This window comes from uncultured Methylibium sp., assembly GCF_902826655.1.
In the GTDB taxonomy this organism is placed as follows: Bacteria; Pseudomonadota; Gammaproteobacteria; order Burkholderiales; family Burkholderiaceae_C; genus Methylibium.
In genome coordinates this window covers 1-20,738 of the sequence record NZ_CADEFR010000032.1, presented here as the reverse complement: position 1 = coordinate 20,738, position 20,738 = coordinate 1, and the positions used below count along the sequence as shown (strand labels likewise).

21 protein-coding genes are annotated in these 20,738 nt (G+C 71.4%); 13 read left to right on the top strand and 8 right to left on the bottom strand.

The genetic code is table 11. The annotated features are described in order from the left end of the window. Positions 1-12: 12 nt before the first annotated feature. From QZV97_RS13380 to QZV97_RS13365, 4 genes are all read right to left on the bottom strand, one after another. Positions 13-996, bottom strand: coding sequence for an ABC transporter permease (locus QZV97_RS13380; RefSeq protein WP_295642861.1), 984 nt, complete (start codon positions 994-996; stop codon positions 13-15). A 9-nt stretch (positions 997-1,005) separates the two neighbouring features. After that, complete coding sequence (locus QZV97_RS13375; RefSeq protein WP_295642858.1) at positions 1,006-2,601, bottom strand: ABC transporter substrate-binding protein; 1,596 nt, start codon at positions 2,599-2,601, stop codon at positions 1,006-1,008. An 83-nt stretch (positions 2,602-2,684) separates the two neighbouring features. Then, positions 2,685-3,458, bottom strand: a complete 774-nt coding sequence (locus tag QZV97_RS13370) for a DUF3047 domain-containing protein (protein ID WP_295642856.1) — start codon at positions 3,456-3,458, stop codon at positions 2,685-2,687. Positions 3,459-3,478: 20 nt separating this feature from the next. Then, positions 3,479-4,522 carry a porin gene (locus QZV97_RS13365; RefSeq protein WP_295642853.1) on the bottom strand — a complete coding sequence of 348 codons (1,044 nt, stop codon included), beginning with the start codon at positions 4,520-4,522 and terminating at the stop codon, positions 3,479-3,481. 276 nt (positions 4,523-4,798) lie between these two features. Here QZV97_RS13365 and coq7 point away from each other — a divergent pair, with 276 nt between their 5' ends. Then, positions 4,799-5,434, top strand: a complete 636-nt coding sequence (gene coq7 / locus QZV97_RS13360) for a 2-polyprenyl-3-methyl-6-methoxy-1,4-benzoquinone monooxygenase (RefSeq protein ID WP_295642850.1) — start codon at positions 4,799-4,801, stop codon at positions 5,432-5,434. A gap of 10 nt (positions 5,435-5,444) precedes the next feature. Here coq7 and QZV97_RS13355 read toward each other — a convergent pair whose 3' ends face one another. Continuing rightward, positions 5,445-5,867, bottom strand: a complete 423-nt coding sequence (locus QZV97_RS13355) for an OsmC family protein (protein ID WP_295642847.1) — start codon at positions 5,865-5,867, stop codon at positions 5,445-5,447. Between the two features lie 301 nt (positions 5,868-6,168). Here QZV97_RS13355 and ilvA point away from each other — a divergent pair, with 301 nt between their 5' ends. Then, entirely contained in the window at positions 6,169-7,734 is a 1,566-nt protein-coding gene (gene ilvA, locus QZV97_RS13350) for a threonine ammonia-lyase, biosynthetic (RefSeq protein ID WP_295642845.1), read from the top strand. 80 nt (positions 7,735-7,814) lie between these two features. Further along, entirely contained in the window at positions 7,815-8,933 is a 1,119-nt protein-coding gene (locus QZV97_RS13345; RefSeq protein WP_295642842.1) for a nicotinate-nucleotide--dimethylbenzimidazole phosphoribosyltransferase, read from the top strand. Positions 8,934-8,961: 28 nt separating this feature from the next. On the opposite strand, the gene QZV97_RS13340 is transcribed toward QZV97_RS13345, so the two are convergent. The 3 genes from QZV97_RS13340 to QZV97_RS13330 are packed head-to-tail and all read right to left on the bottom strand — an operon-like array spanning position 8,962 to position 12,149. Then, positions 8,962-9,627, bottom strand: a complete 666-nt coding sequence (locus QZV97_RS13340) for a 3'-5' exonuclease (protein ID WP_295642839.1) — start codon at positions 9,625-9,627, stop codon at positions 8,962-8,964. Next, positions 9,624-11,525 carry a DUF294 nucleotidyltransferase-like domain-containing protein gene (locus QZV97_RS13335; protein WP_295642836.1) on the bottom strand — a complete coding sequence of 634 codons (1,902 nt, stop codon included), beginning with the start codon at positions 11,523-11,525 and terminating at the stop codon, positions 9,624-9,626. Before QZV97_RS13335 ends, QZV97_RS13340 begins: the two co-directional genes overlap by 4 nt. 12 nt (positions 11,526-11,537) lie before the next feature. Then, positions 11,538-12,149, bottom strand: a complete 612-nt coding sequence (locus tag QZV97_RS13330) for a type II secretion system protein N (protein ID WP_295642833.1) — start codon at positions 12,147-12,149, stop codon at positions 11,538-11,540. Between the two features lie 62 nt (positions 12,150-12,211). Between QZV97_RS13330 and gspG the strand changes: the two genes are divergently transcribed. From gspG to QZV97_RS13280, 10 genes are all read left to right on the top strand, one after another. Beyond that, positions 12,212-12,658, top strand: coding sequence for a type II secretion system major pseudopilin GspG (gene gspG, locus QZV97_RS13325; protein WP_295642830.1), 447 nt, complete (start codon positions 12,212-12,214; stop codon positions 12,656-12,658). A gap of 1 nt (position 12,659) precedes the next feature. Then, positions 12,660-13,163 (top strand): prepilin-type N-terminal cleavage/methylation domain-containing protein, encoded by a 504-nt coding sequence (locus QZV97_RS13320; protein ID WP_295642827.1) that lies wholly within the window; start codon positions 12,660-12,662, stop codon positions 13,161-13,163. Further along, the gene (gene gspI, locus QZV97_RS13315) at positions 13,150-13,527 is read left to right on the top strand and encodes a type II secretion system minor pseudopilin GspI (protein WP_295642824.1); all 378 of its coding nucleotides are present in this window, start codon (positions 13,150-13,152) and stop codon (positions 13,525-13,527) included. The genes QZV97_RS13320 and gspI overlap by 14 nt, the downstream gene beginning before the upstream one ends. A 2-nt stretch (positions 13,528-13,529) precedes the next feature. Next, complete coding sequence (locus QZV97_RS13310) at positions 13,530-14,171, top strand: prepilin-type N-terminal cleavage/methylation domain-containing protein (RefSeq protein WP_295642821.1); 642 nt, start codon at positions 13,530-13,532, stop codon at positions 14,169-14,171. Beyond that, entirely contained in the window at positions 14,168-15,133 is a 966-nt protein-coding gene (gene gspK / locus QZV97_RS13305) for a type II secretion system minor pseudopilin GspK (RefSeq protein WP_366558908.1), read from the top strand. Before QZV97_RS13310 ends, gspK begins: the two co-directional genes overlap by 4 nt. A gap of 101 nt (positions 15,134-15,234) precedes the next feature. After that, entirely contained in the window at positions 15,235-16,497 is a 1,263-nt protein-coding gene (gene gspL, locus QZV97_RS13300) for a type II secretion system protein GspL (protein WP_295642818.1), read from the top strand. 5 nt (positions 16,498-16,502) lie between these two features. Continuing rightward, on the top strand, positions 16,503-17,012 hold the full coding sequence (gene gspM / locus QZV97_RS13295) for a type II secretion system protein GspM (RefSeq protein WP_295642815.1): 510 nt from the start codon (positions 16,503-16,505) through the stop codon (positions 17,010-17,012). A gap of 35 nt (positions 17,013-17,047) precedes the next feature. Further along, positions 17,048-17,965: a type II secretion system protein N gene (locus QZV97_RS13290; RefSeq protein ID WP_295642812.1), complete on the top strand. Its 918-nt coding sequence runs from the start codon at positions 17,048-17,050 to the stop codon at positions 17,963-17,965. A 2-nt stretch (positions 17,966-17,967) separates the two neighbouring features. Then, positions 17,968-20,193 carry a type II secretion system secretin GspD gene (gene gspD, locus QZV97_RS13285; RefSeq protein WP_366558907.1) on the top strand — a complete coding sequence of 742 codons (2,226 nt, stop codon included), beginning with the start codon at positions 17,968-17,970 and terminating at the stop codon, positions 20,191-20,193. 10 nt (positions 20,194-20,203) lie between these two features. Then, positions 20,204-20,738: ATPase, T2SS/T4P/T4SS family (locus tag QZV97_RS13280; RefSeq protein WP_295642807.1), on the top strand; the 535-nt coding region annotated here is incomplete at its 3' end.

Below are 20,738 nucleotides of genomic sequence, written 5' to 3'. Positions count from 1 at the left end.
CGGAGGCCGGCCTCAATGCGCACCCGCCGCGCCTTCGATGCGCAGCCGCGGGTCGACCGCGAAGTACAGCAGGTCGACCACCAGGTTGATGACGACGAAGATGAGCGCGATCAGGCACAGGTAGGCCGCCATCACCGGCACGTCGGCGAAGCTCACCGCCTGGATGAACAGCAGACCCATGCCCGGCCACTGGAAGACCGTCTCGGTGATGATCGCGAAGGCGATCAGGGAGCCGAGCTGCAGGCCGGTGATCGTGATCACCGGCACCAGCGTGTTCTTCAGTGCGTGCCCGAAATGGACCGCGCGGTCGGACAGGCCGCGCGCCCGCGCGAACTTGATGTAGTCGGTGCGCAGCACCTCCAGCATCTCGGCACGCACCAGCCGCATGATCAGCGTCAGCTGGAACACCGCCAGCGTCACCGACGGCAGCACCAGGTGCTTCCAGCCGTCGGCGCTGAGCCAGCCGGTGGTCCAGACCCCGAGCGCCGTCACCTCGCCGCGCCCGAAGCTCGGCAGCCAGTTCAGCCACACCGAGAAGACCAGGATCAGCAGGATCCCGATCAGGAAGGTCGGCAGCGACACGCCCAGCAACGACACCGTCATCAGCACCTGCGACACCCAGCTGTCGCGCTTGAGCGCCGCGATCACCCCCATCGGCACGCCGACGACGAGTGCCAGCAGCGCTGCGGTGAAGGCGAGCTCCAGCGTGGCCGGGAAGCGTTCGACGATCAGCGTCCCGACCTTGCGGCCCTGGCGCAGGCTCAGGCCGAACTCGCCGCGCAGGGCGTTGCCGACGAAGCGCGCGAACTGCACCGGCGCCGGCCGATCGAGGCCGAGGTCGGCGCGCAGCTGCTCGCGCTGCTCGGGCGTGGCGTCCTGGCCCAGCAGGTTGGTGACCGGATCGCCGACGTACTGGAACAGCGTGAAGGCCACGAAGGCCACCGCCAGCATCACGAGGACCGCCTGAAGCAGGCGGCGAACGATGAACGCGAGCATGCGCCGAGGTCAGTTGACCTTCACGCTTCGCATGTCGATGCGGTTGTCCGCGCGATGCACCATGTCGATGTTCTTCTTCATCGCCCACGGGATCACCTGGTTGTGCAGCGGCAGGTAGGCCACGTCCTCGTGAGAGAGCTCGAGCGCCTTCCCGATCAGCTCGGTGCGGTTCTTCAGGTCGATTTCCTTCTTGATCCGCTCGACCAGCGCATCCATCTGCGGGTTGCTGTAGCGACCGACGTTGTAGTTGCCGTCGCCCTGGGCACCGACCGTGCGCAGCAGCGACTGCAGCGAGTACAGCGCGTCGAACGTCGGCACGCCCCAGCCCAGCATGTAGATGCTGGCCTCGTAGCGCTGGATCATCGGGAAGTAGGTCGACAGCGGCAGCGTGCGCAGCTTCGCCTTCACGCCCAGCCGCGCCCACATCGCGCTCACGGCCTGGCAGATCTCCTCGTCGTTGATGTAGCGATTGTTCGGGCAGGCGAAGTCGACCTCGAAGCCGCTCGAGTAGCCGGCCTCGGCCATCAGCTTCTTCGCGGCATTCAGGTCGTAGGGGTAGCGCGCATCGACCTTCTTGCTCCAGCCGGCGACCTGCGGCGGCACGATGGTGCCGGTGGGTTCGGCCAGGCCGCGCATGATGTTCTTCTGGATCGCGGCGATGTCGATGGCCTGGTACAGCGCCAGCCGCACGCGACGGTCCTTCAGCGGATTCTTGCCCTTGACGCTGGCGCCGGGCAGCTCGTCGCGGAACTGGTCCATGCCCAGGAAGAGGCTGCGGTTCTCGACACCGTCGACGATCTTCAGCTGCGGGTTGGCGCGCAGCCGGACCAGGTCCGACGGCGACGGATCGAGCACCATGTCGACCTCGCCGGACAGCAGCGCCGCGACGCGCGTGGCCTCGGCCTTGATCGGCGTGTAGACGATCTCGGTCACGTTGCCCGGCTTGAGCCCGGCCGCCTTGCCCCACCAGGTCGGGTTCTCGACCAGCTCGAGCTTCACGTCCTGCTCCCAGCGCTTGAGCATGAAGGGGCCGGTGCCCATCGCATGGCGGTGCGCGTAGTTCTCCTCGGCGGTCTTGATGTCCTTGGGTGCGGTCGACTTGTTCTTCTCGGCCCAGGCCTTGCTCATCATGCGCAGCTCGGTCAGCTGGCGCAGCAGGACCGGGTTCGGTGCCTTGGTCAGGATGTCGATCGTCATGTCGTCGACCTTGACGACCTTGTCGATGCCCTGGGTGTAGACGCCGAAATTCGACGTCTTCTCCATCGCCCGTGTCAGCGAGAACACGGCATCGTCGGCGCTGAAGGCACTGCCGTCCTGGAACTTCACGCCGGGCCTCAGCGTGACGCGCAGCTGGGTCGGGCTCAGCAGCCTGGAGCCAGTCGCCAGCACCGGCACCAGCTCGAACTTGTCGGTGTAGTAATAGAGCGTCTCGTAGACCGAGGCGTGCACGCCGTTGGCGAGCGCGTTGTTCTGCGAGTGGATGTCCCAGGTCGGGATGTCGCTGGCGCTGGCCCAGCGGAAGGTCGCCGCGTGGAGCGGAGCCGTGATCGTCAGGGCTGCGAAGGCAGCCAGCAGCAGGGTGGCGCGGTGGCGCGTGCTAGGCATGGTCGGGATCGCCGAGTTTGCAAGGGCAGGATGATCTGCAATTCGCGGGCCTGGCGTCAAACGGGTCTACCCGGGCGCCAGCGTCATCGCTGGGGCTGCGGCGCCGCCCCGGCGGCGGCGGGTCCCAGGCAGACGGCGCCGTAGGACGCCGCCGCGGAGTTGCCGGTGTTGTCCGCGTCGGTCATCAGCGCCACGCCGATCAGCGGACCAGGCGCTTCGCCGAAGGCCCGCCGGTAGTCGGCCACGATGTCGCGCCGGTAGGCCTGCCAGCCTGCCAGGCGTTGCGGGCCCGACTCGACGACGATCTTGCGCACGCGCGAGCTGCGGTTGCCGGGCACCACGGACTCGAGCGGCGCCTGCGCATCCCAGACATACATCAGCGTCGCATAGGGCGGCCGCTCGCCCGTCAGCGTGTGCGCCAGGTCGAACAGCAGCTCGTCGCGGGCGTCCAGCCGCTCGTGATCGCCATCGAAAGCCAGCACGATGCGCGCCGGTGCATCCTCGAACTCGCGCTGTCGCACGTCGGCCCGCTCGATCAGTGCCGGCACCTGCCACGAGAAGCGCAGCTCGCCGAGCTGGGCCGGCTCGACGCGCAGCCGGTGGCGCAGCAGACTGGCCGACGCCTCGGCACGGGCGCGGACGAAGGGCCGGTCGCGATCGCCGGCGACGTCGTAGCGCGTGCTGCGCTTGCCCGGCAAGCGCTGCGGCTGCCAACGCTCGATGCAGAACTCGCCGGCCGACCGGGCCGCACCCGGCGTCGCCAGTTCGCCCGGCGACCGCCCGGCACAGGCCGCCAGCAGCAGCGCAAGTGCGACGGGAATGAAAAAGGCACCCCGAAGGGTGCCAGCAGCGTTCAAAACAAGGGGCCGCCTGTTGTTCAGAAGTTGTGGGCGAGGCCGAGCAACGTGATGTCGCGCTTGACCGCGAAATTCTCCTTACCGTCGCCGCTCCGTTGAGTGATCGCAGAGTACAGCATCGTCCGCTTCGACAGCTGATAGCGCGCCGAGACACCATACTTCGACGCGTCCTGACTACCTCCCGCCACGAGATCGTACTTGGCGCCCGTGTACTGTGCCCGCAGAGAGAAGGCACCGAACGGAACCATCACCGCCACGTTATAGGCGTCATAGTCTCGAATGGGCGAGGCGGCTCCCAAGTTCGCACCGAAGTCGGACGTAGTTTGATAGGCAGCGTAAACAGTTGCGAACCCGAAGTTGTAGTTCGCCCCGATGTGAATCAGGTCGTTGAACGCACTGGTTCGGGTTCCAAACGAGTCGTAGGCCTCGTACGAAAGCGCAACGGCAAGAGGACCCTGCCGGTAGCTGGCCATGGCGCCCTGGTATCGCGCCGTCGCACCTTCTCCAGCACCGATCATCGCGGCCAACTGGAAGCCACTAAGGTTGGGGGAGATGTACTGCACAGCGTTATTGACGCGCTGCCCGTAGCTCTGAAACAAGGGGCGCCCCGAACCAGCACCCACTGCCTCATCGATCTTCATTTCGCCCAGGCCGGTCGAGTCGCTGAAGTTGACGTTCATGAGCCGCGAGAACGTGTCTTGCCGCCCGAACCGAACATCGCCCAACGACACGCTCCGCAGGGCCACCAGCGCGGTGCGGCCAAACTGCACACCAGCAGTTGACGCACCAGTGTCAGCGTCGAATCCGTTCTCCAGCTGGAAGTAGGCGCTCAGGCCCCCACCCAAATCCTCGGAGCCGCGCAAGCCCCAACGGGAGCCGCCGGCACCCGTACGACTGCCACCTTCGTTCAAGGCCCAAACGCCATCACCCCGATTGACGTTGCTACCTGGGGTCGTATAGGCAACGTTGGAATCAACGCGGCCGTACAGGGTAACGGAAGACTGGGCCGACGCCGCACCGGCAAAGGCACCGAGCGCAGCGAGAGCGATGATCGATTTTTTCATTGCCACTATCTCCAGAGTTGAAATGAGGCTCCGGCTCCCTCCGCCTCGACGGCGAGCCAAACCAACTCCCATATCGGAAGTTACCCTTATTGCACCAGACGATCCCCCATTGCAGCCAGTGCCCCTGCGGTACGGGCTGCCTTTTTGTTGTGATGCCACAACTCGGCGGCTTTCTGCTCCAGGCGTCATCGAAGGGACATGCGCCCGTCACCGACGGCAGGCAGCCCGGCCGGTGCGATGATCCCGGGCCGGCCCCGGAAACTTCGCGCGCGACCCATGACCGCCCTCAACCCCGCCGATCGCCTGCTCGCCTCGCTGGGCAAGGCGCTGCACACGGTCTTCGCCAGCCACTCGGCGTCGCGGCCCCGGCCGCGTGCGGCCACGCCCGTGGCAGCCCTCAGCGACGCGGATCGTCGGCTGTCGGTCGCGCTGATGCGCGTCGATCATGTCGGTGAGGTCTGCGCCCAGGCGCTCTACGATGCCCAGGCGCTGAGTACGCGCTCACCGGCCCTGCAGGCCCAGTTCGCGGCCGCTGCCCGCGAGGAGACCGACCATCTGGCCTGGACCGAACAGCGGCTGGCCGAGCTCGGCGGCCGGACCAGCTGGCTGAACCCGGTCTGGTACGCCGGCGCCTTCGGCATCGGGCTGGTCGCCGGACGGGCCGGCGATCGGGCCAGCCTGGGCTTCCTGGTCGAAACCGAGCAACAGGTCGAGCAGCACCTGGCCAGCCACCTCGACCGGCTGCCGGCGGCCGACACCGAGTCGCGCGCCATCGTCGCGCAGATGCGGGAAGACGAGGCCCGCCATGCCCAGGACGCCGAGCAGGCCGGGGCACGCCGCCTGCCCCCGCCCGCGCGCTGGCTGATGCGCGGCATGGCGCGGGTGATGACGGTGACGGCGCACCGCCTCTGAGCCCGCGACCTCAGACTTCGACGATCTCGACCCCGGTCGTGATCTCGGCGGTCTTCAGGAGCATCGCGGTCGCGGAGCAGTATTTCTCGTGCGACAACGCCACCGCGCGCTCGACCGGACCCGCCTGCAGGCCACGCCCGCGAATGACGAACTGCATGTGGATGCGGGTGAACACCTTCGGATCCGTCGCCGCGCGCTCGGCCTCGAGCTTGACCTCGCAGCCCCGCACGTCATGGCGACCTCGCTTGAGGATCAGCACCACGTCGTAGGCCGAGCAGGCCCCGGTGCCGGCCAGCACGGTCTCCATGGGTCGCGGGGCGAGATTGCGCCCCCCGCCATCCGGCGCCCCGTCCATGGACAGCAGATGGCCGCTGCCGGTCTCGGCGTTGAAGGCCATGCCGGCCTCGGGTTGCCAGCGGACGGTGCATTCCATGCTCGGGTCTCCTGCCTGTCGACGAGGCGCCGGATTGTGCCGTCTCGCACGATCGCCGCCGCTCTGGGGGGCTGCCCCTAGGGAAAGGACATGGCTGCGTATTGCGGCGCACCATCAGCGCTTCTACAATGCGTTTCATCGATCGGGCCCGCCCGGTCACCGCTTGTCTCCTCCACCCTCCTCCAAAGGTGGATTCAGCCCGAGGCCTCACGGCCTCGGGCTTTTTTCTTGCCCGCGCCGGGCCGCCGGCGACATGCAGGGCCTGACTTATCATCCGCGCGCTTTGCGAGGAGGAAACCCGATGGCCCGCGCCGCGCGCCCCCCTGCCCGGCCCGCTGCGCGTCGGCGTGCGCCGGCCCCGACCGACTACCTGCAGCGCATCCTCACCGCCCGCGTCTACGACGTCGCCGTCGAGTCGGCACTCCAGGTCGCGCCGCAGCTGTCGCAGCGCCTCGGCAACCAGGTTCTGCTCAAGCGCGAGGACGAGCAACCGGTCTTCAGTTTCAAGCTGCGCGGCGCCTACAACAAGATGGCGCGGCTCGGCCCCGCCGAGCTGAAGCGCGGCGTGATCTGTGCGTCGGCCGGCAACCATGCCCAGGGCGTGGCGCTGTCGGCCCGCAAGCTGGGCTGCCAGGCGACCATCGTGATGCCGGTGACCACGCCGCAGCTCAAGATCGACGCAGTGCGCGCACTCGGCGGCGAGGTGGTCCTGCACGGCGACAGCTACTCGGACGCCTACGCCCACGCGCGCGAGCTCGAGAAGAGCCAGAAGCTGAGCTTCGTCCACCCCTTCGACGACCCGGACGTGATCGCCGGCCAGGGCACGATCGCAATGGAGATCCTGCGCCAGCACCAGGGCCCGATCGACGCGGTGTTCGTCGCCATCGGCGGCGGCGGGCTGATCTCGGGCGTGGCGTCCTACATCAAGGCGGTGCGCCCCGAGGTGCGGGTGATCGGCGTCCAGACCACGGACTCGGACGCGATGGTGCGCTCGGTGCGTGCCGGCAAGCGCGTCACGCTGCACGACGTGGGGCTGTTCTCCGACGGCACGGCGGTCAAGCTCGTCGGCGAGGAGACCTTCCGGCTGACCCGGGCGCTCGTCGACGATTTCGAGGTGGTCGACACCGACGCGGTCTGCGCCGCGATCAAGGACGTGTTCCAGGACACGCGGTCCATCCTCGAGCCGGCCGGCGCACTGGGCGTGGCCGCGATCAAGCAGCACGTGGCCCGCACCGGCGCCAGGGGCAGGACCTTCGTCGCGATCACCTGCGGCGCCAACATGAACTTCGACCGGCTGCGCTTCGTCGCCGAGCGGGCCGAGGTCGGCGAGGAGCGCGAGGCGCTGTTCGCCGTCACGATCCCCGAGGAGCGCGGCAGCTTCCGGCGCTTCTGCGAGCTGGTCGGCCCGCGCAGCGTGACCGAGTTCAACTACCGCATCTCCGACGCCCAGGTGGCGCACATCTTCGTCGGCCTGACGACCCGCGAGCACGGCGAGTCCGCCAGGATCGCCCGCCGCTTCCAGAAGCAGGGCTTCCCGACCGTCGACCTGACGCACGACGAACTGGCCAAGACCCACATCCGGCACCTGGTCGGCGGCCGCTCCGAGCTGGCGCGGGAGGAGCGCCTGTTCCGCTTCGTCTTCCCCGAGCGGCCCGGCGCGCTGATGCGCTTCCTGACCCGCATGCACCCGGACTGGAACATCAGCCTCTTCCACTACCGCAACCAGGGCGCCGACTACGGGCGCATCCTGGTGGGCCTGCAGGTGCCGCGCGGTGCCGGGCGGGCCCTGAAGGAGTTCCTCGCGACGCTGGACTACCCCTGCGTCGAGGAGACGGACAACCCGGTCTACCAGCTGTTCCTGCGCTGACCCCGCATCCCCGGGCCGCCGATTTGTCGTCGTCACGACCCAGGCCCCACAATTGCTCCGATCGCCGCCTTGAACCCACCATGGCCGTCCAGCGCTCCCTGATCGCCCCCACCGCGCACCCTCGCCTCGAGGAGGCCTTGCGCCTGAAGCTGCACCGCCGCGCCGAGACGGCCGGCAGCCTCGGCGAACTGGAACCCCTGGCGATCCGGCTCGGCCTGATCCAGAACACGCTCAAGCCACGCCTCAAGTCCCCGCAACTGCTGGTCTTCGCCGGCGATCACGGCCTGGTCGTCGACGGCCTGTCGGCCCAGGGCGACTCGACCATCACCCAGGTCGGCTACCTGCTGCAGGGTCGATTGCCGATGGCGGTGTTCTCGTTCATCCAGGGCATGGGGCTGACCATCGTCGACGCCGGCCTGGCCGAGCCGATGAACCCGCACCCCAGCCTGCTGCAGCGCAAGATCGGCTTCGGCACGCGCAATGCGCGCGTCGCCGCCGCCATGTCGGTGGACCAGGCGCATGCCGCGATCCGCGCCGGCATGGAAATCGCCGACACGCTGTCGGGCAATGCCCTGGCCTGCGCGGCGATCGGCGTCGGCTCCGAGGAAAGCGCCGCCCTGGTCATCTCGCGCCTGGCCGACCTGCCGCTGCGCGAGCTGGCCGTGTCGGGCCCGGCGATGACGCCGGCCGCGGTGACCCAGCTGATGACCGTGCTGGAAGGCGCGCAGACACGCCACCGCGACGTCACCGACCCCGTCGAGGTGCTGGCGGCCTTCGGCGGCTACGAGATCGCGATGGCCGCAGGCGCCATGCTCGTCGCGGCCAGCAAGCGCCACCTGATCATCGTCGACGGCCTGCCGGCCTGCGCGGCCCTGCTGGTCGCAGCGCGCATCGCGGCCCCGGTCACCGACTACGTGCTGTTCTGCCGCAGCCACGGCCACCGCGGGCTCGACCACGCGCTGGGCCTGTTCGGCGCCAGTGCCCTGCTCGAGCTCGGCATGGAAAGCACCGATGGCACCGGCGCCACGCTGGCCTGGCCACTGGTGCACAGCGCCGCCGCGCTGCTCACCGAAGTGGCCGAAGGCGAGGACGCCGGTCCGACCCAGCCGGGCGCCGCCGGGGCATCGACCACGATCCCGACCCTGGACACGCCGGTCGACGAAGCCACGACCGTCACGGCGCCGGATCGTCCGGCCTGATCGCCGGGGTCGGCGTTCGGTCCGGCACTCAGGCCGGCCGCGACAGCCAGCGGGCCTGCGCGGCCAGCTTCTCCAGGGCCTGCCAGCGCATCTCCGGCACCGCATCGATCTGCGCCGCCAACGCCGGCCACAGGCGCAACAGCAGCTGGGCCGTGACCAGGGTGTCGGCCGCCGCGTTGTGGCGCGCCGCACAGTGCAGTCCGAGCTGCGCCATCCATTCGTCGAGCGAGCGTGCCTTGACCTCGGGTCGGGCCATCGCCGCCAGCGGTTCCAGGTCCAGCCAGGGGCCGCCGCAGCCGCGCCCGAGCTGGTCGCGGCAGGCCCGATCGAGCATCGCCTGGTCGAAGGCGGCGTGGAAGGCGAGGCGCGGCGCGCCGGCGACCCAGTCCTCGAAGCGCTGCAGCGCCCGCGCCGGAGCTTCGCCGCGCCGCTGGGCGCCGACGCCGATGCCGTGCAGCAAGATGTTGTCCTTCTCGGCCGGAGCGTCGGGGTGCTGCAGCACGGCCTCGAAGCTGTCGCCGAGTTCGATCAGCGGCCGCCCGCCGGCGTCGAAACGCACCGCGACCGCGGCGATCGCCAGCAGCCGCGCGCGTCGCGCATCCAGGCCGCTGGTCTCGACGTCCAGCACGACCCAGCGCTTGCCGTCGTGAACCTCTCCGCCACGCCGGCGCCACCAGCGACCGAGCGAGCTCACCGCCGGTAGTCCAGCTCGAGGCGTTGCTGGAGGCGCCGCGCCAGGCGAACCGCCTCCTTCAGCACGCGCCGGTCGATGTCGTTCAGCGCCTCGACGTCGATGACGTTCGGCGCGGCCTCGCTGACCCGGCTGGCATCGCCCAGCTGCGCCTGCAGCCGCAGCAGCTGCAGGAACTCGAAGGCGCCGCACCAGCCCTCGACCTCGTGGGCCTCGACGCCGAGTGCCGTCGCGCACCCCTGCAGCCGCGCCCGCGTACCGGTGGCCGGCACGCCGTGCGCCAGCGCGTACACACGCGCCGCGTCGACGAAGATCGCCGTGCCCTGCAGCTTCAGGTCCAGCGATGGCCGGCCGTCGCGCTCGCGCGTGTCCAGCGCGCCCAGCCAGGTGAGCGGCGCGCGATGCGTCAGCGCGTTGTCCGCGAGCTGCTTCAGGAAGCGCGGCAGCGCGCGCGCCTCGTGCGTGACCTGCTCGCGCAGGGCGAGCGCCAGTTCATGCCGGCCAACCAGGGGCCGGAAGTCGAAGTAGATGCTCGCGTTGAGCAGGTCCTCGGGCGCGCCGTGCGCCATCCAGCGCCGGAAGCGCTCGGACCACTCGGCCGGCGTGAGACAGCAGTCCGGGTTGCTGGCCATGACGTTGCCGCGGCACAGCGGATAGCCGCAGGCGTCGAGCGCCTCGTTGACGCGCCGCGCGAAGGCCAGCCAGCGCGGCCGCTCGCGCTCGGGCGCGTCGCTCTCGAACACCAGCGCGTTGTCCTGGTCGGTCGCGATGGTCTGCTCGCTGCGCCCCTCGGAGCCCAGCGCCAGCCAGCAGGCCCGGCCGAGGTCGATGCCGTCCTCGGCCGCGAGCAGGCCCACCAGGTGCTCGGTCAGCACGTCGTTCAGGTGGCTGACCAGCTCGGTCAGCTGGCGGGCCCGCACGCCCTGGCCGAGCAGGTTGCGAGCGAAGCGCCGCACGTCCTGGGCCACGACGCGCAGCGTGGCCACGTCCGGCGCGTGCCGGATCGCACCGCTGATCTGCTTGAGCGACAGGCGCTGCATCGCGAACAGGTCGCGCTCCGAGACCACGCTCACCAGCCGCCCGTCGCGGGTGACCGGCACGTGCCGCACGCCGTGCCGCGACATCAGCAGCGCCGCGTCCTGTGCCGTGTCGGTGTCGCGCAGGCTGTGGGCCGGCGCACTCATCACCTCGCCGATCGGCGTGTCGAGCGGCAGTCCCGGCAGCGTCACGCGACCCAGCGCATCGTGGCGCGTGAAGATGCCGACCGGCCGTTCGGCGGCGTCGGTGACCAGCACCGAGCCGATGTGCAGCCCGTGCATCGCCTGCAGCGCCTGCGACACCGGCGCGTCGGGACGCAAGGCCACCGGCTGGCGGTGCGCCAGGTCGCCGAGCGGCGTCTCGAGCGATTGCTCGGCCAGCGTCTGTGCCGAGTACGCGACCTGCAGCGCGCGCCGCGACAGGTCCAGGAACTTGAGCGTGCGGCGGTTCAGGAAATCGGCGAAGGGCGCGCTGTCGGCCGCCAGCGCCTTGACCTCGGCCTGCGGCAACAGCAGGCAGAAGACGTCGTCGACCGCGGTGTAGGTCGCCGTCACCGCGCGCCGGCCGAGCAGGGCGCCGACCGGGAACAGGTCGCCGGCCTCGTACTGGAAGCCGCCGGCCGCCATCTCCGCCATGCCGCGCCGCCCCACGACCGCGCCCTGACGCACGCAGTACAGCGCCTCGGGCGGGCCGCCGTCGGGGCCGATCAGCTGCTCGCCCGGCGCGTAGTAGGCCTCGCGCGACGCGGCCACGAAGCGCTCGACGTGCGCCGGCTCCATCTGCGCAAAGGGGGCGTGCCGCCGCAGCTGGTCGCGCAGTTGCGCCACCAGCGTGGCGGCGGGGGCGTGACCCGGGCTCGCCATGCGAGCACCCGCTCAGCGGCGGTTCGCGGGGTCGCTGGCGGCGCCCGAGAGCGCGCGCTCGGGCAACAGCCCGGCCGGGCCGGACGACGACGGCGGCCCGGGCGGCGGGGCCGGCGGCGCGACGATCACGGTCTGGGGATCGGGCGCCAGCAGCGAGGCCGCCGGCGGCAGGCTGCCGGTGGCCGGCGGCGTGGGCAGCGGCAGGTCGAGGCGCACCGCCGGCGCGCCCTGGGCCGGCCCGATGACGGCGCTGCGTTGCGCCACCGACTGCAGCACCAGCGCCTGATCGACCCGCGCGCCGACGCGATAGGCGCGTGCCGGCTTGTCGTCGACCGCAATCAGCGCGACGCCCTGGCCGCGGCCGCGCTCGCTGTCCTTCGGCGCCATCACGCCGATCAGCTTGAAGCGGCTCGCCAGCGCGGGCTGGGTCGGCAGGTTCGTGGCCGCCTGCGGTGCGGCCGACGCGAACAACCGCACCACGTCGCCGCGTGCCACCAGTGCGGCACCGACCGGTTGCGTCTGCGGCGGCACGGGGCGCGGCGTCACCAGCAGCCGCAGGCCCCAGAAGACGGCGCAGGCCGCGACAGCGGCCCACACGACGAACGCAGCGATACGTGCTGACATGGCCGAAGATTATGATGGATGCGTCTTCATGAGCCGCGACGACTCCCGTTGCCCAGCGCCAGATGAGCCAGCCTCTCGTTCCGACCCTGCGCCGCCGTCGCGCCTCCGGCGGCTTCACCCTCATCGAGCTGATGGTCGTGCTGGTGATCATCGGCGTGCTCGCGGCGCTGATCGTGCCCAACGTCCTGGACCGTGCCGATGACGCACGCGTGACGGCGGCGCGCACCGACGTCAACAACCTGATGCAGTCGCTCAAGCTGTACCGCCTGGACAACCAGCGCTATCCCACCGCCGAGCAAGGGCTGCAGGCCCTGGTTGCCAAGCCCACCGCCAGCCCGGTGCCGCCGAACTGGAAGCCTTACCTCGAGAAGCTGCCGAACGACCCCTGGGGCCGGCCCTACCAGTTCGTCAACCCGGGCGTGAAGGGCGAGGTCGATGTCTTCAGCTTCGGCGCCGACGGCCAGGCCGGCGGCGAAGGCAAGGACTCGGACGTCGGCTCCTGGCAGTGACATGGCGGGCCCCGCGCTCCGCCGCCGCCGGCCGCAGGCCGGCCGGCAGTCGTCGCGCGGCTTCACGCTGATCGAGCTGCTGATCGTCGTCAGCCTGATCGCGATCGCTTCGGCCGTCGCCGCGCTCGCCCTGCGCGACCCGTCGGCCACCCAGCTGGAACGCGAAGGCGCTCGCCTGGCCGCCTTGCTGGAGACGGCGCGCGCCGAGGCGCGGGCCGCCGGCGTGCTGGTGCAGTGGGTGCCGGACCCCGAAGCCGGCAGCTTCCGCTTCGTCGGCCTGCCGGCTGCGCTCGCTCTGCCGACCGGCTGGCTCGATGCCGGCGTCAGCGCGGAAGTGCGCGTGCCCACCGGCCTGACGCGCTCGGCGGTCCTCGGGCCCGAGCCGGTGATCGGCGCCCAGCGCATCGTGCTGCGCCTGGCCAACCAGCGCCTGACGCTCGCCACCGACGGCCTGGGGCCGTTCGCGGTCGCCGACGACCAGGGAGCGGTCGATGCGCCGCGCTGAGCGCGCCCGCCGGCCGCGCGGCCTGACGCTGATCGAGGTGCTGGTCGCGCTGGCCATCGTCGCGGTGACGCTCGCCACCGGCATCAAGGCGGCCGGCGCCTTGACCGGCAACGCGCAGCGGCTGACGGAAGTGACCGCCGCCCAGTGGTGCGCCGACAACCAGCTGACCGGGCTGAAGCTGGCCAAGGCCTTCCCCGGGGTCGGCGACAACGACTTCACCTGCGTGCAGCTGGGCGTCGAGTACCGCGGCCGGCTGGTCATCCGCCCGACGCCGAACCCCAACTTCCGGCGCGCCGACGCCCTGGTGTCCGACGTCAACGGCGTGCCGCTGCTGACGCTGTCGACCATCCTGTCGAGATACTGAGCATGGACCGGCGTCGCGCGGCAGGCTTCACGCTGATCGAGGTGCTGGTGGCCCTGATGATCATGGCGGTCATCGCCACCATGGCCTGGCAGGGCATCGACGCCGTGGTGCGCTCGCGCGACATCAGCACCCAGCGCGTCGAGCAGCAGCTGCGGCTGCAGTCGGTGCTGGCGCAATGGGAAGCCGACCTCGCCGAGGTGCAGGACAGCGGGCAGCTGCCGGCGCTGCAGTTCGACGGCGCCAACCTTCGGCTCACGCGACGCAGCGCCAACGGCCTGCAGCTCGTGGTCTGGTCGCTGCGCGGTGGCAGCTGGACGCGCTGGGCCAGCCAGCCCGTCACCCACGGCGGCGAGCTGCAGCAGCTGTGGCTGCGCTCGCAGCAACTGCTGGGCAACGAGCCCGAGCAGCTGCGCACGCTGGCCGGCATCGCCGGCTGGCAGGTCTACTTCTGGCGCGGCAACGCCTGGAGCAACGCCCAGTCCAGCGGCGACGTGCTGCTGCCGGGCGGCGCCGCCTCGTCGCCGGCCGCCACCGTGCGCCAGGCCCTGCCCGGCGGCGTGCGGCTGGTGCTGGGGTTCGACGCCGGCAGCGGCTACACCGGCACGCTGACGCGCGACGTGCGCCTAGGACCGCAGGGATCATGATGAGGCGCCGCACTCGACGTCAGCGCCAGCGCGGCGCGGCCCTGCTCGCGGCGATGGTGATCGTCACGCTGGTCGCGACGCTGGCCGCCGCGATGGTCTGGCAGCAGTGGCGCGCCGTGCAGATCGAGGCGGCCGAGCGCTCGCGCGCCCAGGCCCACTGGATCCTGACCGGCGCCGTCGACTGGGCCCGGCTGATCCTGCGCGAGGACGCGCGCTCGGGCCGGCCGACCTCGCTGGGCGAGCCGTGGTCCACGCCGCTGGCCGAGGCCAAGCTGTCGACCTTCCTCGCCATCGACCGCGACAACACCGACGACGCGCCCGAGGCCTTCCTGTCCGGCTCGATCACCGACATGCAGGCGCGCTACAACCTGCGCCGGGTGATCGAGGTCACGGGGCAGGAGGCCCAGGACGAGGAGAAGGTGCTGGCCCGCCTGCTCGAGTTCGCCGGCGCCAGCGGCACGCAGGCCCCGGCGATCGCCCGTGCACTGCGCGACGCGGCACCGGCCGCGGCGGCCAGCGCGCCGACCGGCGACCCCCCGCTGATGCCCGAGCGCATCGAGCAGCTGGCCTGGCTGGGCGTCGATGCCGAGACGCTGAAGCTGATCTCGCCCTACGTCACGCTGCTGCCGATCAACACCGCCGTGAACCCCAACACCGCCTCCAAGGAAGTGCTGGCCGCGGTGATCGACGGCCTCGACCTGTCCGGCGCCGAACGGCTGGTGCAGGCACGCCAGCGCACGCCGTTCCGCAACGTGAGCGAGGTCGGCGCGCTGCTGCCGCAGACCGCCCGGACCGACGCCACGCGGCGGCTCGACGTGAAGTCGTCCTTCTTCGAGGTCCGCGGCCGGCTGCGCCTGCAGGACCGGGTCACCGAGGAGCGCGTGCTGGTCGAGCGGCGCCAGCTCGAGATCATCCCGCTGCGCCGCCAGCGGGTGGCGGCGCTCGACAGCGTCGGGCCCTGACGGCACGGCCGTTGCCCGGCCGACACATCGCGACGCCGATGTAAGCGCTTGATTCGCCCGGACCGTCATCGACCCCCCCCTACAATGGATCGAGCCTTTTCATGACCACGCTTGCCGTCTCGATCCCCCCGCGTCCGCGCCAGCGCGCCGGCGCCGTCACGCCGCCCGCGGCGGGATCCGGTGAGCTCGCCTATGCGCTCAGCAACGACGGCCTCAGCGTGCTGCGCGAAGGCCGCGCTGCACCCGCCCTGCTGCCCAAGGCCGACCAGGTGGTGGCGGTGCTGGCCGCGCCCGACATCAGCTGGCATCGCATCACCTGCCCCAAGGCCCAGTCGGCGCGCATGGCCGCAGCGCTGGCCGGCCTGCTGGAAGAAGCGGTCCTCGACGACGCCGGCCAGCTCCATTTCGCCCTGGCGCCCGGCGCCAAGGGCGGCGAATCCACCTGGGTGGCGGCGACCGACCGTGCCTGGCTGGCCGGCGAGATCGCCGCGCTCGAGAAAGCCGGTCTGCGCATCGACCGCGTCGTGCCCGGCGCCTGGCCCGACGAGCCGGCCACCGGACACTTCGCCGAGACGCACGACGACAACGGCTCCGGCGTCGGCGGCCTGGGGCTGTCGCTGACCTGGGCCCACATCGACGGCGTGGCCTGCTGGCCGCTGCAGGGCGGGCTGGCCCGCGCGCTGCTGCCGCAACCGCTGCCGCCCGACGCCCGCTTCACCGCCACGGCCGCCGTCGCCGCGCCGGCCGAGCGCTGGCTGGGCGCCACCGTGCGGGTGCAATCGCCCGGCGCGCAGGCACTGAACGCCGCGCGCTCGCTGTGGAACCTGCGGCAGTTCGGACTGGCCCCGCGCCATCGCGGCCTGAGTGCCCTGCGCGAAGCCTGGCGGCGCTTTCGCGGATCGACCTGGCGGCCGGTGCGACTGGGCCTGGTGACGCTGGTCGCGGTGACGCTGGTCGGCCTGAACCTCGCCGCCTGGCAGCAGCGCGGCACGCTGGTCGCCAAGCGCAGCGCGATGACCGCGGTGCTGCAGACCGCCCACCCGCAGGTGCGCGCCATCTACGACGCCCCGGTGCAGATGCAGCGCGAGACCGACGTGCTGCGCGCCGGTGCCGGCCGGCCGGGCGAGGCCGACTTCGAGTCGGCCCTGCAGGCCGCCGCCAGCGCCTGGCCGGCGCAGCAGCCGGTCCAGACCCTGGGCTACGAGAACGGCCGCCTGACGCTGACGGTCCCCGGCTGGAGCGAGCCGCAGATCGCCGCCTTCCGCGAGGCCCTGGCGCCCAGCGGCTGGCGCGTCGAGGCCGTCGACGGGCGCGTCACCCTCAGTCGCGCGGCGCCCGGCAGCGCCGCGGCCAAGCGGACCTGAATCCCATGGCCAGCCTCGCCCTGCCTCCGTCGGTGGTTGCGCTGCGCGAGCAGCTGCAGGTCCGCTGGTCGCGGCTCGCCAGGCGCGAGCGCCGGCTGGTCGGCGGCGTGCTGGCCCTCGTGGGGCTGGCGCTGCTGTGGATGATCGCCGTGCAGCCGGCCTGGCGCACGCTGCGCGACACGCCGGCCCAGATCGACACCGTCGAGCAGCAACTGCAGCAGATGCAGCGTCTCGCGGCCGAAAGCCGCGAGCTGCGCGCGCTGCCGGTGGTCCGGCAGGCGCAGGCCGAGGAAGCACTGCGCGGCGCCACCGAGCGGCTCGGCGCCAATGCCAAGCTGACGCTGCAGGGCGAGCGCGCGACGCTCAGCCTGAGCGGCGTCTCCGGCGAGGCGCTGGCCGCGTGGCTGGGCGAGGTGCGCAGCGCTGCCCGGGCCCGGCCCGAGGAAGCCAAGCTCTCGCGAGGCCCCACCGGCTACAGCGGCACCGTGCTGCTGACCTTCGCCCGGCCCGGCTGAGCCGGACCCTTCATGCAACGCGAGGCACGCCGCTGATGGCCCGCTCCTTCAACCAGCCCTCGCGCTGGCGCACGTCGCTGTTCCGTCGGCGGCCCGCCGATCCGGCCTCGCGCGCCACCGAATGGGGCGAGTCCACCTACGAGGGCCTGCGCTGGCAGCGCGCCCGGTCGGCCGGGCGCCGCTGGGCGATCTGGGGCGCAGTGGTCGGCACGCTGGTGGCGGTCGTCGCCTTCGCGCCGGCCGCCTGGCTGGCGGCCGCGGTCGAGCGCGGCAGCGCCGGCCACGTGCTGCTGGCCGACGCACGCGGCAGCCTGTGGAACGGCAGCGCCGTCGCCGTGCTGACCGGCGGCCTGGGCAGCCGCGACGCGCGCTCGCTGCCCGGTCGGCTGCAATGGACGCTGCGCCCGGCCGGCCTGGGCCTGGCCCTCAAGCTGCGCCACGACTGCTGCCTGAACGGCGAGCCGACGCTGGTCCTCAAGCCCGGTTTCGGCAGCCTCAGCACCACGCTGCAGGGTTCGCCGGGCTGGATCGGCCAGTGGCCGGCCGAGTGGCTGAGCGGCCTGGGCACCCCCTGGAACACGCTGCAGCTCGGCGGCGCGCTGCGCCTCAGTTCGCCCGGGCTGACCCTGCACACGGTGCAGGGCCGCTGGCGCGTCGAGGGCCAGGCGGCACTCGAGGTGCTGAATGCCGCATCCCGGGTGTCGACACTCGAGCGTCTGGGCAGCTACCGTCTGCAGCTCGGCAGCGACCCGGCCAATGCCGGCGCGGCGCAGCTCAACCTCAGCACCAGCGAAGGCGCGCTGCAGCTGTCGGGCCAGGGAACGCTCGGCGCCAGCGGGCTGCGCTTCCGCGGCGAGGCGCGGGCGGCCGAGGCCGACGAGCCGGCGTTGACCAACCTGCTGAACATCATCGGGCGGCGCGACGGCGCGCGGTCCGTCATAGCGATCGGATGACCATGAGCCTGCCCCCGCAACGCCCGCCACGAGCCGCCCGCCGCCAGCGCGCGTTGCGCTCCCTCGCCGCCGCCTGCGCCTTCGGCCTGACGCTGACCGCGCTGCCGCCGGTGCTGGCGCAGAAGGACAAGGAAAAGGCCCGCGAGCCGGTGACGCTGAACTTCGTCAACGCCGAGATCGAAGGCGTGTCGCGCGCCATCGGCGCCATCCTCGAGCGCCAGATCGTCGTCGACCCGCGCGTCAAGGGCCAGATCACGCTGTACAGCGAGCAGCCGCTGCAGCCGCGCGAGGCCTACCTCAACTTCCTGGCGGCGCTGCGCGGCCTGGGCTTCACCGTGGTCGAGGTGGCGGGCCTGCTGAAGGTCGTGCCCGAGGCCGACGCCAAGCTGCAGACCGGCACGGTCTCGGTCGGCACCGTCACGCGCCAGGGCGACCAGATCATCACGCAGATCTTCCGCCTGAACCACGAGAACGCCGCGAACCTGGTGGCCGTGCTGCGGCCGCTGATCAGCCCCAACAACACGATCAACGCCAACCCGGGCAACAACACCCTGGTCATCACCGACTACGCCGACAACCTGCAGCGCATCGCCAAGGTCATCGCGACCATGGACGTGCCGGCCAACACCGATGTCGACGTGATCCCGCTGAAGAACGCGGTCGCCGCCGACATCGCGGTGCTGGTGCAGCGCCTGTCCGACACCAGCACCGTGCAGGGCGCGGTGCCGGCGGCCGGCACGCTGTCGGTGCTGGCCGACTCGCGCACCAACTCGCTGCTGGTGCGCGCCGCCAACCCGGCGCGGCTGGCGCAGGTGCGTTCGCTGGTGGCCAAGCTCGACCAGCCGGGCGCCGGCGGCGCCGGCGGCAGCAACATCTACGTCGTCTACCTGAAGAACGCCGACGCGACGCGGCTGGCCCAGGTGCTGCGCGCCGCCTTTCCGACGCCGGGCGGCGGCACGGCCGGGAGCAGCGGCCTCAGCGGCCTGTCGGGTCTCGGCCAGAACACCGCGCTGGCGCAGTCGCAGGCCAACGTCCAGGGCGCGTCGTCGACCTCCGGCGGCGCCGCGCCGCAGACCACCAGCCCGGTGACCTCCGCGGCGCAGCCGCAGACCGGCGGCTTCATCCAGGCCGACCCGGCCACCAACTCGCTGATCATCACCGCCGCCGAGCCGCTGTACCGGCAGCTGCGCTCGGTGATCGACCAGCTCGACTCGCGCCGCGCGCAGGTCTACGTCGAATCGATGATCGTCGAGGTCAATGCCACCAAGGCCGCCGACGTCGGCTTCCAGTGGCAGGGCCTGATCGGCAAGGACGGCGACCGGACCGGGGTGATCGCCGGCACCAACTTCGGCACCGGCGGCAACAACATCATCAACCTGTCGGTCGCGGCGGCGGGCGGCAGCAGCGGCACCAGCGGCAGCACGACGCTGCCGTCGGCCGGCCTCAATGTCGGCATCATCAAGCGCTACGCCGGCATCTACACGCTGGGTGCGCTGGCGCGCTTCCTCGAGACCAACGCCGACGGCAACATCCTGTCGACGCCCAACCTGGTGACGCTGGACAACGAGGAAGCCAAGATCGTCGTCGGCCAGAACGTGCCCTTCGTGACCGGTTCCTTCACCAACACCGGCACCGGCAGCGGTGCGACCAACCCGTTCCAGACCATCGAGCGCAAGGACGTCGGCATCACGCTGCGCGTCAAGCCGCAGATCGGCGAGAACGGCACGGTCCGCATGGTGATCTACCAGGAAGCCTCCAGCGTCGTGAACCAGAACGTCTCGCAGGGCGTGGCCGACGCGACTGCCGGCCTGGTGACGAACAAGCGCTCGGTCGAGTCGACCGTCGTCGTCGAGGACGGCGACATCCTGGTGCTGGGCGGCCTGATGCAGGACCAGTTCCAGGACAACACCAGCCGCGTGCCCGGGCTGGGCAGCATCCCCGGCATCGGCGCGCTGTTCCGCAGCGACAACCGCACCCGCACCAAGAGCAACCTGATGATCTTCCTGCGGCCGGTCGTGATGCGCACCGTCGACCAGACCAATGCCCTGACGCTGGACCGCTACGACATGATCCGCGCCCAGCAGAAGGACGCGCAGCCGCAGCCCAAGGCGCTGCTGCCGAACTACGACTCGCCGATCATCCCGCCGCTGCGCGCGCCGGGCGCCAGCTCGCCCGTCAGCGTGCCGCCGCCGCTGCAGCCCGGCGCGTCGGCACCCTCGTCCAACTGAGGACGCCGCGATGGCCGCGCTCCGCCACCCGCTGCCCTACGCCTATGCCAAGGCGCACTCGCTGCTGCTCGAGGACAACGGCAGCCAGCTGGTGCTGTGGGCCGGCGACCAGGTCTCGCCGACGGCGCTGAGCGAGGTGCTGCGGCTGTACGCCGTCGACGCGCTCGAGCGCGAGGCACCGGCCACGCTGTCGCAGCGCATCGCGCGCGTCTATGCAGGCGGCGAGTCCAGCGCCGCCGCGGTGATCGGCGAGGTCGAGAGCGGCGTCGACCTGTCGCGCCTGATGCAGGACCTGCCGGCGGTCGAGGACCTGCTCGAGGCGGCCAACGACGCGCCCATCATCCGCATGCTCAACGCGCTGCTGACGCAGGCCGCGAAGGACGGCGCCAGCGACATCCACATCGAGCCCTACGAGCGCAGCTCGGCGGTGCGCTTCCGCGTCGACGGCACGCTGCGCGAGGTGGTGCAGCCCAACCGCGCGCTGCACGCCGCGCTGATCTCGCGCCTGAAGATCATGGCCGAGCTCGACATCGCCGAGAAGCGCC

What these genes read in the sequence shown, in the direction of transcription:
- gspI (WP_295642824.1), top strand. Translation starts at nt 13,150, where the DNA reads ATGCGCCGCGCTGAGCGCGCCCGCCGGCCGCGCGGCCTGACGCTGATC.
- QZV97_RS13290 (WP_295642812.1), top strand. Translation starts at nt 17,048, where the DNA reads ATGGCCCGCTCCTTCAACCAGCCCTCGCGCTGGCGCACGTCGCTGTTC.
- QZV97_RS13380 (WP_295642861.1), bottom strand. Translation starts at nt 996, where the DNA reads ATGCTCGCGTTCATCGTTCGCCGCCTGCTTCAGGCGGTCCTCGTGATG.
- gspD (WP_366558907.1), top strand. Translation starts at nt 17,968, where the DNA reads ATGAGCCTGCCCCCGCAACGCCCGCCACGAGCCGCCCGCCGCCAGCGC.
- gspM (WP_295642815.1), top strand. Translation starts at nt 16,503, where the DNA reads ATGGCCAGCCTCGCCCTGCCTCCGTCGGTGGTTGCGCTGCGCGAGCAG.
- gspG (WP_295642830.1), top strand. Translation starts at nt 12,212, where the DNA reads ATGAGCCAGCCTCTCGTTCCGACCCTGCGCCGCCGTCGCGCCTCCGGC.
- gspL (WP_295642818.1), top strand. Translation starts at nt 15,235, where the DNA reads ATGACCACGCTTGCCGTCTCGATCCCCCCGCGTCCGCGCCAGCGCGCC.
- QZV97_RS13345 (WP_295642842.1), top strand. Translation starts at nt 7,815, where the DNA reads ATGGCCGTCCAGCGCTCCCTGATCGCCCCCACCGCGCACCCTCGCCTC.
- gspK (WP_366558908.1), top strand. Translation starts at nt 14,168, where the DNA reads ATGATGAGGCGCCGCACTCGACGTCAGCGCCAGCGCGGCGCGGCCCTG.
- QZV97_RS13330 (WP_295642833.1), bottom strand. Translation starts at nt 12,149, where the DNA reads ATGTCAGCACGTATCGCTGCGTTCGTCGTGTGGGCCGCTGTCGCGGCC.
- QZV97_RS13375 (WP_295642858.1), bottom strand. Translation starts at nt 2,601, where the DNA reads ATGCCTAGCACGCGCCACCGCGCCACCCTGCTGCTGGCTGCCTTCGCA.
- QZV97_RS13335 (WP_295642836.1), bottom strand. Translation starts at nt 11,525, where the DNA reads ATGGCGAGCCCGGGTCACGCCCCCGCCGCCACGCTGGTGGCGCAACTG.
- ilvA (WP_295642845.1), top strand. Translation starts at nt 6,169, where the DNA reads ATGGCCCGCGCCGCGCGCCCCCCTGCCCGGCCCGCTGCGCGTCGGCGT.
- QZV97_RS13355 (WP_295642847.1), bottom strand. Translation starts at nt 5,867, where the DNA reads ATGGAATGCACCGTCCGCTGGCAACCCGAGGCCGGCATGGCCTTCAAC.
- QZV97_RS13320 (WP_295642827.1), top strand. Translation starts at nt 12,660, where the DNA reads ATGGCGGGCCCCGCGCTCCGCCGCCGCCGGCCGCAGGCCGGCCGGCAG.
- coq7 (WP_295642850.1), top strand. Translation starts at nt 4,799, where the DNA reads ATGACCGCCCTCAACCCCGCCGATCGCCTGCTCGCCTCGCTGGGCAAG.
- QZV97_RS13365 (WP_295642853.1), bottom strand. Translation starts at nt 4,522, where the DNA reads ATGAAAAAATCGATCATCGCTCTCGCTGCGCTCGGTGCCTTTGCCGGT.
- QZV97_RS13310 (WP_295642821.1), top strand. Translation starts at nt 13,530, where the DNA reads ATGGACCGGCGTCGCGCGGCAGGCTTCACGCTGATCGAGGTGCTGGTG.